This window comes from Chitinophaga agri, assembly GCF_010093065.1.
In the GTDB taxonomy this organism is placed as follows: Bacteria; Bacteroidota; Bacteroidia; order Chitinophagales; family Chitinophagaceae; genus Chitinophaga; species Chitinophaga agri.
Window position 1 is genome coordinate 3,252,467 of sequence record NZ_CP048113.1, and the last position, 15,005, is coordinate 3,267,471.

Consider the following 15,005-nt stretch of genomic DNA (forward strand, 5'->3'; position numbering starts at 1 on the left):
AAAAAAAGTCAGCTCAACACTGACAATTGCATTTCGATTAATTGCTGAAGGGATTTGTTACTCGGATACATCCTTCTCGTAACATTCAATCCGTTCCAGACAGTAATCAGGTAACGGGCCAGCAGTTCCGGCGATGCGGAATTACGGATCTCCCCCGTCTCCTGCGCCTGCTTTATTGCCAATGCAAACATTTTTTCTACCTCCTTTAATATCGATACCGCCTCCTGTTCCAGTTCTTCATCAAGAAAGGTCATCTCTACCACCGTATTAGCAATGATGCATCCGCGGAGATGCTCCTCCTCACCGGCAGTCGCGATAGACATGAAAAACTGCCTGATCTCAGCAACTGGTGACGCACTCTTCTTCAAATGCGCTTTAAACGCCATAAAAGCCTCCCTCCTTTGTTGTATAGCCTTGCTGAACAACTCTTTCTTTCCGCCTTTAAACGTATTGTAGAAGCTGCCGCTCCCCATCTCTGTTGCCTTTAACAGATCGTCAAGAGACGTTGCAGCAAATCCCTTTTGCCAGAATACCTGTTGCGCTTTCTCTACCACACGCGCATGGTCAAATATGGATGGTCTGCCTTTCATATTTGTATCGATCATTACAAAAGTATAAAAAAGACAGTTAATTAAAAAGTTTTCTGTAGGCAAGCGGGGTATATTGTGTCTTATTTTTAAAGAGTTTGTTAAAGGATTGCGGATATTCAAATCCAAAAATGTAAGCAATTTCAGCGACCGATAAATTAGTAGTGGTCAGTAACTCTTTTGATCTTTCAATCAGCTTATCCTGGATATGCTGCTGTGTACTTTTACCCGTCAGCGACCGAAGCATATTACTCAGGTAGTTGGGCGAAAGATGCAACTTGTCGGAGAAGTACTGCACAGAGGGCAAAGGTATATGTGTTGACGTTTGTTCCACAAAATACGCTGATAATAATTCATCGAATTTAGTAAGCAGGTCGCTGTTCAATGTTTTGCGGGTGAGGAACTGCCTGTTATAAAACCTGTCTGAATAGCTTAACAAGAGGTCTATATAAGACAATATGACTCCTTCACTATAGGAGTCGATCCCTTTTTCAATTTCAGCACCGAGCATCTGCATAATAGCCACTATCATCTCTTCCTCTTTCTCCGAAAGGTGTAGCGCTTCATTCACTGCATAACTAAAAAATTCGCAGTTTTTAATCTTTCCATACAGCGCATGCCGGCGAATAAAATCCGGATGGAACACCAGGCACCAACCGCCGGGACGATGGCCCTCCGGTATATTCGAGATAACCTGCTGAGGTGCGATAAATGACATCACCCCCTCATCAAAATCGTAATGGCTTTGGCCATACCGTACCTTATGATCTACATCCTTCTTAATGGAAATGCAATACAGGTCCAGCACAACACTACGATACCGTTCATCCGTATCATACAATATATCCTCAAAATTGAAAACACTGACAAGCGGATGACGCGGCTTAGGCAAAGACAGTATCCGATGTTGCGCGGATACTGTCTTCACATGATATGGAGATTCCTTCTTCATTCCATACAATTGGCTACAAAAATAGACTTTACTGGTTAATACTGCTCATCGACGCAGCATCATATCTGTCACCCAGGAATGTTCCCAGCGGAATGATGGATTCGAGTCTGTCAATGTCTCCGGCGGACAACTGAATTGCTGCTGCCGCTACATTCTGTTCCAGGTATTTAGGTCGCTTCGTACCAGGAATAGGCGTATGGCCCTTGGCCAGCACCCAGGCGATCGCCAGTTGCGAAGGGGTGATCTCCTTCTCCGCTGCCATTACCGTAATAGCATCTACCAGCGCGAGGTTCTTCACCAGCTGCTCTCCCTGGAAGCGTGGCATGGTCTTACGGAAATCATTCTCCGGTAAATCCTCCGGCTTTTTAAGATTACCTGTAAGATACCCTCGTCCTAGCGGAGAGTATGCTACCAGACTGATCCCCAGTTCCTGTAATGTGTCAGTAATACCTGCCTCTTCTATACTTCGTTCAAAGATGGAGTATTCCGATTGCACGGCTGTAATGGGATGTATCCGGTTAGCACGACGGATAGTATCACTGGATACTTCTGACAAACCGATATACCCTACCTTACCTTCCTTTACAAGGTCCGCCATTGCCGCTGCTGTTTCCTCAACAGGCGTTTGTCCATCCAGCCGATGCAGGTAATATAGGTCAATATAATCCGTACCAAGGCTGCGCAATGACTTCTCTACCGCTTTCTTTACATACGCCTTCTTGCCATTGATCCGCCACGTAGGCTGATCATTATCATCTATTTCATAGCCAAACTTAGTGGCAATCACATATTTATTACGATTCCCGCTGATGGCCCTGGCAATCAGCTGCTCATTCAGGTAGGGACCATATATATCTGCTGTGTCCAGAAAGTTACAACCCAGTTCAAGCGCCCTGTGAATCGTACTGATCGCTTCCTTTTCATCCGCTGGCCCGTACAGATCACTCCCCCCGGCAAATACGGTCATTCCCATACAGCCAAGACCAATAGTAGATACTGCAAGCCCTTTGCTTCCGAGTTTTCGTTGTCCGATATTATTCATATATTCTGTTTTGTAGGGGACAAATGTCCGCATAGCAGTCTCCGGAAATGTATCCATATCTCACTTACCTGTATCCGAATACAATGTCCTGCATTTAGTAGCACACGCAGAAAGCGTGAGAGATCTTATTAAAAGGTTTGAGGACTGCACCTTACCGAAAGAAGAATGGACACATGTTAATCATTTTATCATGGCCTTCTGGTATTGCATTCAATATCCTGTACCGGCTATCGAAAAAATAAGAATGGGTATTAAGCGGTATAATCAAAGTATTGGCGGAGCAAACACAGACGTATCCGGTTATCATGAAACCGTTACGCTATTTTATACGGCTACCATTGCCCGTCACCTGCTTATCGCACAGGTTCATGCATGTACGGACGAATCGCTTGTTGCTTTGCTCCAACAGCCTTTCCTGACAAAGGACTATATATTCCGCTTCTATAGCCGGGAATTACTCACGAGTACAAATGCCCGGTTACACTGGATAGCTCCGGATAAAACAGCTATACATTAGATGCGCCCCTGCACAAAGAAAAGCCTTCGGATATGCTCCGAAGGCTTTAATTATCACCTGGTATTTACACTAAGTGCGCGCGATTGCCTGCCTGCAAGCGTGAATGACCTGCTGTTATCCAATAAGCGGGCATAATAGATAGCCCCGGCCCGGGTCAGGTGCCGCGTATCCTGGCTAATGAACTTACAGCTGTCTGTAAACACAGGCACCTTCCCTTTCCCATCGATCACCATACCGATCAGGTCAATATACCTGTTTCCCCACTGGGCTTTAAAGTCCTCGTTTATTTTCAGTGCCAGTTGCCGGATATTCACACGCTGGGCACAATAGTTATTATCCCCTCTCCTGTTATAGAAGATTCCGTTATTGGCGCCGAAGTTCTTATTCCCTACAATCCAGACCTTTGTTGTATCGATATTATATCGGTGCGTTAACGATCTGAATGTATCAATTCTCATTTCTGTGAAGAAAATAACATCTGCTTTTGCTAACCGGTCATTTATCGTTTTACACTTCCTCATATCATATGTATAGCAGATTTCAAGGTCCTGCCCGTATTTAGATTCCAACAGTATATTTGACCAGTCACGTGCATAGCTGTTACCGATCACCATAACCTTGATCTTCTTGTTATCAGTAAACTGTTTATCCAGATCGTAAATCCTGGAGTTATAAGCCTGATGCACGTGCGTTTGAACGGCTGCACTGGTGTTTGACGCATACAGTCCCAGCTCGGGTACATCTCTTACTATACCTGCCCGCATGAATATAAAGAGGGAAGACACCGAGGTTAACAACAGCACTACTGCTGACATTGATAAAAGCAGCCGGCTACTCACCCTTACCTTATCTCTGAATGGCTGTTCTATGAAATGATAAGATAGAACAGACAGCGTCAGGATAATCACAAAAAGCAGCGATCCGTTAACAAGGGTGATCCCTTCCACAACAAAATAACGGCTGTAAGCTAAAACGATCTGATGCCACATATACAGACTGAAGCTGATTTTCCCTATCCAGACCATGTACTTATTTTCCAGGAAGGCATTAATAAACCCATCACTGGTATTTCCCGGCAACAAAAGTCCGACCGAGGATACTACAACCAGCAAGAGTTTGGGCACCGGTGGGAGGTATACACCGAATAAAAACACAGCCAGTATAATAAAGAGAAATCCTGCCTTATACCGGTTGTCGATCACCCTATCTCTGAAAAAGATCGCTCCCAGCCCTCCCAAAGCCAATTCAAAGAAACGATATTGTATCAGGTAGAACCTCGCAGAAGTATTGGTTGCTGTCAGGAACAGGAATAATGATATACAGGTCAATATTATCAGCAGCGGTAAGATCCATTTCTTTCGCTTACCGGTGAATAACAAAAAGATCAATGGATAAACCAGGTAAAACTGTTCTTCCACGCCGAGGCTCCAGGTATGCATCAATGGCTTATAGTCGTTGAAAATATCCCAGTAGTCGCCGGATGTCTTTAATAACAGGATATTATTTGCAAACAGGTTGGTGGCGATGACTGACTGGCTCAGGTTCTCCAGATCGTCGGGCAACATGACGAATATGCCGGTTACCAGCGCAATGAATGTGGTGAACAATACCAATGGAATGATGCGCCGCGTTCTTCTCATATAAAAATTAACAATAGAGAACCGGTCTTCCAGGGCTTCGTTGTAAACAATCTTGGTAATCAGATAGCCACTTATTGCGAAGAAAATGTCGACGCCTAAATACCCACCGGGAAGAAATCCCATATGAAATATGATCACTGACAACACCGCAATGGCCCGAAGACCGTCAATGTCTTTCCGGTAATGCTCCGCTTTAATGGCACCCATAAATGTACTTTTTTTAAATTGGTTGAAATAGATTGGTTTATGAAAAGGTCAAAAGGAACAAAGGGGCATCATCTGCAACCAGTAGTCGCATCGTTAGTGTCAAAAAGCCTGCCTATAGGTCAATAAAGATCCTTGGCAATAACCGGAGACTTTGATAGTCCGGAATATCGCACGTGAATGTATTCGCATTAATGGGATAGTCTCCTGTAAATGGAAATGGGGCAAAGATTATCGTATGTTGTGTCCCGAGGTTACATTATGTTGTTCCATTCACAAGGGGTGCCCTAATATACTACAGGAAGATCAATTTAACAATGCCTGATTATAGTAATTTAAGCGCCGCTTACATCATCGGGTTGACGATTTTATTTAATATAATGATATAATATACCTGATTGAAAACGATGTCCTATTCCTTACCATGAGTTAAAGTTATGTGCAGGCACAGGCTGACTGATACGCTATTAAACCAAAAAGAAAGCCCCAGGGTAAACACCCAGGGCCTCATCTTTTAGTCAAAAAAGTCACAAACAAAATCAATTGATTGCTGTCAGTACTTAATTTTTCCAGTCATACTTATTCACCCATTGATAAAATTTTTCAATTGCCGGCTTGTTGTCCTTTAACCAACTGTTATTGGTCGGATCATCCGTAGACGCCAGCATAATATGACAGGCGGCCTCCAGGTGTTTTTCTTCCCTCATGGCTGTGAAGAAAGGAACATAGTGTCTGGTAAAAAATCCTTTTGCACTTTTATCTGTACCTTCAGGCAGCATTTCCAGTTTCTTCATCAGTTTTTCTGCCGCACTCAGTTCCTTATGTTGATCGGTGAAATCCAGCGCTCCATATAGTGAAATGGCTATTTCTGCTGAATGGAAATCATCTTCACCCCGACCCGCTATAACAGTGGGAGCGGTGATATTAATTGTTATGTTCCCGGAATCATTTTCTTCCTTTTTAACATCGGTCGCCAGTAAGGAATTTAATGAATTCAATGTCCTGCCAGCCCTGTCACCCTGAGGTTCCGCAATAAGTGCCATCGCAAATGCCATGATGGCCGCTACTTTATTCTCAGTATAGATACTGTAGCCCAGGTATATATTTGAGGCGGGATGAGTCGCCCTGATGTCAAGGGAATGCTTAAAATCTTCAATGGCGGTTTCATACTTTTTAACACCATATGCTGTTACCCCCTTGTTGAAATGCAACAAATAGATGTTCGGGTAATCGTCAATTCCCATCTGATACACTTTAATAGCCTCTTCAGGTTTCTTCAGCACATCCAGGGAATTACCATAATTAATATAAAGTCCCGCCAGTATTTCACTTCTTTTAAACCGCTTTAATGTCAGCTTACACCAATCCACACATTCCTCATTCTTTCCTGCTGCATGCAGGGAAAGTGATTTCTCTTCATAGGCCGTGTAATTCTTCCTGTCCTGTTCAATGATCTTATCATAGATGGCAATGGCCTCACTGTAGTCGCCCTTATCATGAAGGGATATTGCCTGCCCCATTAAAGCTTCAATAGATTCCTGCTGAGCAAAGGAAAGTTGAACTGAAAACATCGCTATCAGCGATAAGATGATTCTTCGCATTCTCATATAAGTTATAGGGTGGTTTATTCTCTTAGATGCATGACTTTGCCCAAATCCATAATTCCGGAGAAAAAAGTTCAGGGGAACGCCCAAAAAGCAGCCTTCTCTTTCTCTCCCCCTGGATGACCGAACATTCTCTGGCAATTTAGTAACTTCTTTTGCCGCTTTTTAGCTAATATACCACGAATAACGGATGCCCTGACCCGGGGCTACGGCCGGCATATCAAAGATATCAATGGGACACCGTCCGGGGAACATGATGGCAGTATCAAAACAAGGATGGATCAACGCATGACGCTTTAATTCTGGTTTTCTTTTGTACTTTTGAAGGATTGAGCGGTCAATAATAAAGTGTACATCATGCAGCAGGAGCCGAATAAACAATCCGGAAAACTGATCATCGGCAAGTCAGAAAAAGCGACGCTGAGCAAAGAACAGCAGACATTCAACAAGCTGATACAGAAAATAGCCCAGTTACAGGTTGAGCTGAAAGAAACGACTGCTGTACTCGACAAGCAACTACAATACTACATCAAACAACTATACCCACTGATGCAGCAACTCGTTGCGCTGAGGATACAGGCCGTTATATTGCTGAACGGCTTCATGACAATATCGAAAGGGCTTTCTGATCATGAAAAAGAAGACCTCCGGTTACTGATCATTAATCAGCTACATGAGATATTCCGCCATCAGCAGGACGATCCGGAAGGTGAGTTACTGGCCATATTCAACGCACTTTCAGATATTACCTATCAGGAACTGACCGAACAGTATCTTGCCAAACTGAGAGCCGCCACCATGCGGAAAGATGAAGAAGAGTATGATACCGACGCCACTTCACTGCCTATGAAGACGACGGATATCGAAAGCATCTCCTCTGGTAAACAAAAGAGCAAAAAGCAATTACGGAGAGAAGAAAGGGACCGGCTACTGGAAGAAGCCCGCCGCAAGAACGTCCAGCATCTATACCGGCAACTGGCCAAAGTATTCCACCCTGACCTGGAACAGGACCCCGACCGCATCCAGCAGAAAGAAGAACTGATGAAACAGCTGACCATCGCCCGGGAACAGGGTGATCTGCTCACTATGCTGCAGCTGGAATTAACCTGGATCCAACAGGAGGACAAACATCCGGATCAGCTGACCAACGAGAAACTGCATCTATACAATATCACACTTCAGGAACAGGTCAATGATCTGAAGGAACAGATCAATGCCCTCTTCTACTACCCGCGGTATGAGGTATTACAATCGTTTGCGAAGAGCCCGCAAAGTGCGAAATTCATTGACTGGAAAAGTGAAAAGAACAATATGGAAAGCCTGCAACACGGATTCCGGGACATTATCGCCGGGCTATCACAGGATACCAAGAAAGCACTGAAAGTGCTGAAGAATGTTTTAAAATGGAACACTTAGCAAGGATGAATACACACGATCAATTTATGCAACGCTGTTATGAACTGGCCGCTATAGCAGCCAGCGAAGGGGAAAGTCCTGTAGGCAGCGTACTTGTCAGCAACGGCCTGATTATAGGAGAAGGCACTGAAAAAAGCAGGCAACTAAAAGATGTGACAAGACATGCAGAAGTAGTCGCTATACTGGACGCCCTGCAAAAAGGGAAACCAACTGCCGGTAGTATATTGTACAGCAATGTAGAACCATGTATCCTTTGCTCTTATGCGATAAGGCACTATAAGATCGCGGAAGTTGTATTTGAGAAACATACAGGGGAACTAGGCGGCACGCATGCGCCATTTAATCTGCTGACAGCTGCTGACTTCACTTCATGGGATCAACCACCTGTCATCACTGTTTACACCAGAAAATAAGCCGGCCTATTCATCAGCACCCATTTAATAACAGCATACCCATTACCAAGACTATGAAACATATTCTGATCGACACAAACCCAGCACTTGTTGAAGCCTGGAAAACATGTTTCTCTGATGCACACGATGTATCTATCATTGAAGGTGACATCACACAACTCTCTGTCGATGCTATTGTGAGTCCCGCTAATTCCTTTGGCTTTATGGACGGCTCCCTGGACTACGCCATATCCGACAAGCTGGGATGGCATATAGAAAAAGAGCTGCAGGCGAAGATCAAAGCTTCTCCGGAAGGAGAATTATTGGTAGGACAGGCCTGGGTACTGGAAACCGGCCATAAACAGATCCCATACCTCATATCGGCACCCACGATGCGGATACCGACTAACTTTAATATTGACACCTCTGTCAATGCTTATCTCGCAATGAAAGCATTACTCATTGCGGCAAAAAAAGATGAACGCATTCATTCTGTAGCCATTCCCGGCTTATGCACAGGCGTGGGACGCATGCCACCCGCGATTGCTGCGAAGCAGATGTACAGTGCTTATGAAGAAATTGTACTGGGGAAAAAACAAGACTTCAGTACCTTCGGAGAAGCACAGAAATATCACTGGAACCTGAATCAAAAAGGAATGATCTGGACGCACTGATCTCTATTACCTATAACAACAGTTAGTATCTGACACATGTTTTTTCATTTCAGACATCAGTTTCCTCAACTGAACGCATATTGGGATAAATACCGGGAGTTTCAGCAACAGCTGGAAGTTCCCGCTAAAACCATCCTGCTGGAAGAAGGCAAAATCTCCCAGCGGTATATCTATATTGAAAAAGGATGTGTCAGAACTTACTTTAATAAAAATGGTGAAGAAAAGACCATCCAGTTCTTCTTTGAAGAAGAAGGGCTTAGTTCGCTGGACAGCTTTGTGAACAACGTCCCCAGCCAGTTCACCATTGAAACGGTCGAACCAGCAGTACTTTACCTGATGGACAAAAAACATGTGCTGCAACTCATCGAAGAATTAAGCCATGAGCCGGACTTTATCCACATGATGCTGAAAATGTCCGTTAAGCGGCAAACGCATTACGCCAATGAATTTGTATCCTTTATCCGCGATACACCTGAAGAACGTTATCAGCACCTGCTGCAGGACCGGCCTCATATCATCCAGCGCATTCCCCAGCATTACATTGCCTCCTATCTTGGTGTCAGCACCGTTCACCTCAGCCGCATCAAAAGCAAACTTGCCAAAGGAAAAACCCGCTTCTGAAACTTGATAACATATGTTATCGTCCCGGAGCCCAGGGCTGCGCTACTTTTGTGTCAGATCAACAAAATCAACAATGAAAGCAGCAATCATGTATCAGAACAGGGCAGTACCAGCGTATGCAGATGTACCTGCCCCCGTCACTACACAAGACGATGAGCTCCTGGTAACAGTAAAGGCGGTCGCTATCAAACACTATGATAAAGGCAGGGCTAGTGGTAAACATTACTCGGCTGATGCACCCGGAGAGAACGGCAGGATCGTAGGCGGAGACGGCGTTTGCCTGCTGCCCGACGGAACAAGGGTCTATGGTATGGGAAATGGTATGATGGCAGAAAAAGCAGTGATCAATAAACACCGGATGGTGCCCATTCCTGCCGGACTCGATGATGCGACTGCTGCCGCCCTGCCTAATGCCGTGATCGGATCCGCGATGGGACTAAAATACAAAGCAGCTATTCAACCCGGGGATGTGGTGCTGGTGAATGGTGCTACCGGTTTTACAGGCAGTGTAGCGGTACAACTGGCCAAATACTATGGTGCAGGAAAAGTGATCGTGACCGGCAGGAACAAACAATCGCTGGACGCGTTATCCACATTAGGTGCAGATATAGCAATCTCCCTGTTACAGGAGGAGCAGGAGATCAAAAAACAACTGAAAACTATTCATACAGCCACCCCTGTTGATATCGTGATAGACTACCTATGGGGACGTAGTGCAGAAATAATACTGGACAGCATCAGGGGAGATGGCACCTTCACCAATCGCATCAGGTATGTATCTGTTGGGAGTATGGCGGGAGATCTTATACAGTTGTCCTCCGCTATTCTCAGAAGTGTGAATATACAGTTAACCGGTTCCGGACTGGGCTCCTGGCCGGTTGAACAGGTGGCACTGCTTTTCAGTGAGATACTGCCTGAAACATTCCAGCTGGCGGCGGATGGGAAACTTGTTACCAACACTGCCGCTATCCCCCTGCAGCATATCAGCTCCATATGGGACAGCACAGCACCGGACGGTGGCAGATTCGTGGTGATCATTTAGTATCACAGTATTTTAGGGGGATATGCTGGATTTCGCTATATTAGGGTATACTTACCATTTACCCCGAAATCATCAACCAAACCTCAATATATACGTTATGTCCCCTGTTACACTTTTTTTTGAATCACTCCTGTTCATTTTCGTCAGCGGCTCTTTATTATTATTTGTACTTGGATTCATCTCTCCGGACAAATCACTGTTCTGGTTAAAAGGGAAAAGAACAAGGATCAGGTCAGCCATTATTTATGCAACAGCATTTATTGCAGGCATGTTCCTGGTAAATCTCTGGTACCCTGCGCCACCGGCCGGAAAGAAAACCGGACTCGGATCATCGGGGAAAATGCATATGAAAACAGATGCACAGATTGCAAAGGAAGTCTTTGAAGAAACAGGTAAATATTATACAAAGGGATTGATCAAAAGCAGTACGGTATATACCTATGATTCGCTTCCGGAAGATATCCGTAAACTGGCGCCCGAACCTGATAGGCTGACGAAAGACGCCTATACGGGAACAAACAGTGCGGCCATCCCCGAAAGAAAAGGATACTATGTAAGGCTGGTACTGGATAATAATCTGTTGGCCAAAGCAAGCAGCAGTGAGACCTACAGGGAAAGTGACCTGCTCAGGGAGACGGATCCGCGGGCCCTTTATGGGCCAAACCGCAATTCATTCAGTTTGTATGATACAGCCAATACCGAGATCAGACATACGGAGAAACATATGGGCTTTAACCTGTTTTATGTCAGGCGTGATTACAACATCGATACGATCTGCATAGGCCCGTGTCCGGAGAAGCCGGCGAAGGTGCGTATTAACTGTTATCAGCAGGCGCAGACGACGGACCCGATAGAATATACATTCTGACATTCTTTTACATAACAGACGATAATATGCCGGGGAATATGTGTTCCATTACTCCCCGGCATATGCTATATGATCTCCTGTCACAATTCCAGTTTTCCTTCAATAGAGTCATCCAGCGTCTTACCCACGATCGCACCTACCAACTGTTTCGCAAACGCCACTATCTGTCCATTCTTGGTATCCCAATAATACCCGTCCACGGGTGTTACCTTAATGACAGATATACGGGGATCATTCTCCCCTTCTGTAAACCAGGTCTTAAGTATCGGCTCCCACAGCTCTTTTATCTTCTCCTTATCCTGGCTGATTGTCGCATGCCCATATATCGTCAGAAAATCAGAATGATCACTTCCTTTAAATAATAACTGCACAGCAGGGTCTGCCTGCACATGTTCATTCTTATGGCTGTCAGTCGCACTCAGGAACCAGCACACGCCATCATCATCTACTTTCTGCACAGCCATCGGGCGGGTATCAAACGGCTGCCCGGTACGTATTTGCGTGCAAAAGAAACAGCTGGAGGATTTACCGATCAGCTCCTTAAGTTTCTTCGCTGCTTCGGTACCCTGAAGGTCAAGGTGATTGAGTTCAGGTTGTTGACGGTTAATGCTATCCATAACGTTTTTCTTATTGTAACCAGAAAATCATGCCAACAGAAATGTAAAAAACGTACGGACGTCACAATCGTAAAATCCTTCCCTATAGCCGAACCTGTATTTTATTAGCGGACAGTGATATTATTTACGCATCAATAATATAGCACCACACTTTTTTTCCGTATTGCGTAAACCATTTTCCCAATTTGATAAACGCGCCGGGGCCATCCATCCGTAGTTTTGCGGCGCGTTTACAATATTTATCAGCTAATCAGCCTATATGCGTATCAAATTTAATCGACTTCTTGGACTGTTATGCGTCCTGTGTGCAATGTTCATGACTATACCTGCCTTTGCTATTGATGAGCCGCTTTCTGCCATTAAAGGCAAAGTATTGACGAACGACGGCGCCCCTGTAGCCTATGTAGCCGTACAGATCAAAGAAAAAAATAAGGGTACACTGACCAATGAAAATGGCGAATTCGTTTTCAAAAGAATGCAGCCAGGACACTATACCATCCAGGTAATGCTGATCGGTTACAAAAGTGTGACCAAAGAAGTAGATGTTGAACAAGACCAGATCCTGAGCGTGGAAATACAACTGGAAGGCACCAACCAACAGTTGCAGGAAGTGATCATCAACAGCAACAGGAACAAATATAAAGTTGATGAAGTTTCCGGCTCGCTGCGTCTGAAGACGCCGCTGCTGGAAGTACCACAGAATATCCAGGTGATCTCTTCAGAACTGATGGCCGATCAGCAGACCTTCGATATCGTAGATGGTATCACCCGTAACGTGAGTGGTGCTACCCGTGTAGGTCACTGGGATAACCAGTATGCACAGATCCGTATGAGAGGTTCTAAACTCCCTGCTTTCCGTAACGGTATGAACATTGAAGCCAGCTGGGGTCCTACCGCAGAAGATGCTGCCATGATCGACCGTATTGAATTTGTAAAAGGCCCTGCAGGCTTTATGCTCGCAGCTGGTGAACCTGGTGGTTTCTACAACGTGGTTACCAAGAAGCCTACCGGCGTTACACGTGGTTCCGCAAATATCAGCATGGGTAGCTTCAGCACATACCGTGCTGCGCTTGACTTTGATGGTAAACTGAGCAAAGATGGTAAGTTCCTTTACAGACTGAACCTCGCTGGTCAGCAGAAAGACTTCTATACCAAATACAACTATAGCAACCGTTACCTGGTAGCACCAGTATTAAAATACATCGTGGATGACAGAACATCCATCACTTTGGAATATACTTACCAGGCTTCAAGATACCTGGCGAACGGTAACTACCAGTTCTCTCCGAAAGGCTTCCTGGACGAAGGTATTTCCAATGACTTCTTCTATGCTGATCCGGCACTGACGCCTGGCAAACTGAGAGATCACAGCGTATATGTATACCTGGATCACAAACTGAATGACAGATGGCAGGCGCATGCACAGGTAGCGTACTTCAACTTTGCCATGGTCGCAAACAGCGTATGGGCCAGCAGTGTAGCTGCAAACGGCGATATGAAACGCTATTTCAGCATCGGTGATGAAGCAGGTGAAAACAGATTCGCACAGTTCTCCCTGTCTGGTGAAGAATATACCGGTAGCATCCGTCACAGAATACTGGCAGGTGTAGATATGGGTAACAAGAAGTTCTGGGGCGATTTCCGTACCCTGGTGCCAGACCTGCAGATCAACAGTACTACTGTATTCAATGTCTACAATCCGATCTACAATATTGACGCGAAAAATCTTCCTGTAATCGATCGCTCACAGAGTGTAAGGACCAGAGCAGGTGGCTCAAACTATGTGAACGCAGTAAACTATACGTCTGCCTATGTACAGGATGAACTGGCGTTCTTCAATGACAAACTGCGTTTGTCTATCGCTGGCCGGTTCACACATGCGGAAACCGTGGCAAAATCCAAAACTGCCAGCATCGTGAGTAATGTAGTTTCTCCAAGAATAGGGTTGAGCTACTCAATTGATAAAACAACTTCTGTGTATGCACTATACGACCAGTCATTTGTTCCTCAGGCAGGTGTTGACTCCAGTGGGAATGCATTCGAGCCGGTAAAAGGTAATGACCTGGAAGTTGGTATCAAGAAAGAATGGTTTGGCGGCCGCCTGGTATCTTCTGTAACTGGTTACCGCATTGCCCGTCAGAACGCGGTAGTAACTACTGGTTTCGTAGACAGCCGCGGTGCTACTGTTAGCGAAGCGATCGGTGAAACAACTACCAAAGGTATTGAGGCTGATATTAACGGTGAGATACTGCCAGGTCTGAATGCTAACCTTAACTATGCCTACACAGACTCTAAAGTGACCAAAGATGGTCCTGGTAAAACCACTACCACTGTAGGTAACAAGACGCCGAATACTGCTGCGCACGTTACTAACGCCTGGTTATCTTACCGTCTGGGTAAAGGTCCGCTAACTGGCTTTGGTGCTTCAGCTGGTATCCAGTGGCAGGCGGAGCGTGTTGCAGGTACGGCTGCTGCTCCGTATGAAATACCTAGTTATTTCCGTACCGACGCAGGTCTGAGCTGGTCTAAAGGTAAATATGGTATCTCCTTACTGGTAAATAACCTGCTGGACAACCGTAAACTGATGACCGCTGCCTCTATGACAAACGTAGCTAACGTGGGTACTTACTACAGCTACATCGTAGAAGCCCGCCGTAACTTCCGTATGACCATCAACTACCGCTTCTGATAAGCAAACAGTATTAAGTAATATAAAAAGGCCTGTTCCAACCGGAGCGGGCCTTTTTATTTAAAGGAATTGTTATGCTATTGTAAACTGCTTTGATCCATCCATTCCTTGTAAATACATTTGCAACAGGTTCACATTTT

At 45.1% G+C, this 15,005-nt stretch carries 14 protein-coding genes; 8 read left to right on the forward strand and 6 right to left on the reverse strand.

Translation table 11 applies throughout. From position 1 onward, the window contains the following. Nucleotides 1-8: 8 nt before the first annotated feature. Genes GWR21_RS12820 through GWR21_RS12830 form a run of 3 tightly spaced genes read right to left on the reverse strand, consistent with a single transcriptional unit; the run spans nt 9 to nt 2,581 of the window. Nucleotides 9-605 carry a TetR/AcrR family transcriptional regulator gene (locus GWR21_RS12820; RefSeq protein WP_238430344.1) on the reverse strand — a complete coding sequence of 199 codons (597 nt, stop codon included), beginning with the start codon at nt 603-605 and terminating at the stop codon, nt 9-11. 22 nt (nt 606-627) lie between these two features. Next, on the reverse strand, nt 628-1,539 hold the full coding sequence (locus GWR21_RS12825) for a helix-turn-helix domain-containing protein (RefSeq protein WP_162332131.1): 912 nt from the start codon (nt 1,537-1,539) through the stop codon (nt 628-630). Nucleotides 1,540-1,567: 28 nt separating this feature from the next. Beyond that, nucleotides 1,568-2,581, reverse strand: a complete 1,014-nt coding sequence (locus tag GWR21_RS12830) for an aldo/keto reductase (RefSeq protein WP_162332132.1) — start codon at nt 2,579-2,581, stop codon at nt 1,568-1,570. A gap of 190 nt (nt 2,582-2,771) precedes the next feature. Between GWR21_RS12830 and GWR21_RS12835 the strand changes: the two genes are divergently transcribed. Then, nucleotides 2,772-3,098, forward strand: a complete 327-nt coding sequence (locus GWR21_RS12835) for a hypothetical protein (protein WP_238430346.1) — start codon at nt 2,772-2,774, stop codon at nt 3,096-3,098. A 53-nt stretch (nt 3,099-3,151) separates the two neighbouring features. Here the strand turns inward: GWR21_RS12835 and GWR21_RS12840 are convergent, their stop codons facing one another. Then, complete coding sequence (locus tag GWR21_RS12840) at nt 3,152-4,945, reverse strand: acyltransferase family protein (RefSeq protein WP_162332134.1); 1,794 nt, start codon at nt 4,943-4,945, stop codon at nt 3,152-3,154. Nucleotides 4,946-5,502: 557 nt separating this feature from the next. Beyond that, a complete protein-coding gene (locus tag GWR21_RS12845; protein WP_162332135.1) occupies nt 5,503-6,543 on the reverse strand; it encodes a tetratricopeptide repeat protein in 1,041 nt (346 codons plus the stop codon). A gap of 360 nt (nt 6,544-6,903) precedes the next feature. Between GWR21_RS12845 and GWR21_RS12850 the strand changes: the two genes are divergently transcribed. The 6 genes from GWR21_RS12850 to GWR21_RS12875 all read left to right on the forward strand — a co-directional run bounded on the left by GWR21_RS12850 (nt 6,904) and on the right by GWR21_RS12875 (nt 11,559). Further along, nucleotides 6,904-7,962: a hypothetical protein gene (locus GWR21_RS12850; protein WP_162332136.1), complete on the forward strand. Its 1,059-nt coding sequence runs from the start codon at nt 6,904-6,906 to the stop codon at nt 7,960-7,962. A gap of 5 nt (nt 7,963-7,967) precedes the next feature. After that, nucleotides 7,968-8,375, forward strand: coding sequence for a nucleoside deaminase (locus GWR21_RS12855; protein ID WP_162335708.1), 408 nt, complete (start codon nt 7,968-7,970; stop codon nt 8,373-8,375). A 53-nt stretch (nt 8,376-8,428) separates the two neighbouring features. Continuing rightward, nucleotides 8,429-9,028: a macro domain-containing protein gene (locus GWR21_RS12860; protein WP_162332137.1), complete on the forward strand. Its 600-nt coding sequence runs from the start codon at nt 8,429-8,431 to the stop codon at nt 9,026-9,028. A 36-nt stretch (nt 9,029-9,064) separates the two neighbouring features. Further along, the gene (locus GWR21_RS12865) at nt 9,065-9,649 is read left to right on the forward strand and encodes a Crp/Fnr family transcriptional regulator (RefSeq protein WP_162332138.1); all 585 of its coding nucleotides are present in this window, start codon (nt 9,065-9,067) and stop codon (nt 9,647-9,649) included. A 73-nt stretch (nt 9,650-9,722) separates the two neighbouring features. Next, the gene (locus GWR21_RS12870) at nt 9,723-10,691 is read left to right on the forward strand and encodes a quinone oxidoreductase family protein (protein ID WP_162332139.1); all 969 of its coding nucleotides are present in this window, start codon (nt 9,723-9,725) and stop codon (nt 10,689-10,691) included. 97 nt (nt 10,692-10,788) lie between these two features. After that, nucleotides 10,789-11,559, forward strand: a complete 771-nt coding sequence (locus tag GWR21_RS12875) for a hypothetical protein (RefSeq protein WP_162332140.1) — start codon at nt 10,789-10,791, stop codon at nt 11,557-11,559. A gap of 80 nt (nt 11,560-11,639) precedes the next feature. On the opposite strand, the gene GWR21_RS12880 is transcribed toward GWR21_RS12875, so the two are convergent. After that, nucleotides 11,640-12,176, reverse strand: coding sequence for a pyridoxamine 5'-phosphate oxidase family protein (locus tag GWR21_RS12880; RefSeq protein ID WP_162332141.1), 537 nt, complete (start codon nt 12,174-12,176; stop codon nt 11,640-11,642). A 310-nt stretch (nt 12,177-12,486) separates the two neighbouring features. Here GWR21_RS12880 and GWR21_RS12885 point away from each other — a divergent pair, with 310 nt between their 5' ends. Continuing rightward, nucleotides 12,487-14,865: a TonB-dependent receptor gene (locus GWR21_RS12885; RefSeq protein ID WP_238430350.1), complete on the forward strand. Its 2,379-nt coding sequence runs from the start codon at nt 12,487-12,489 to the stop codon at nt 14,863-14,865. Nucleotides 14,866-15,005 lie beyond the last annotated feature (140 nt).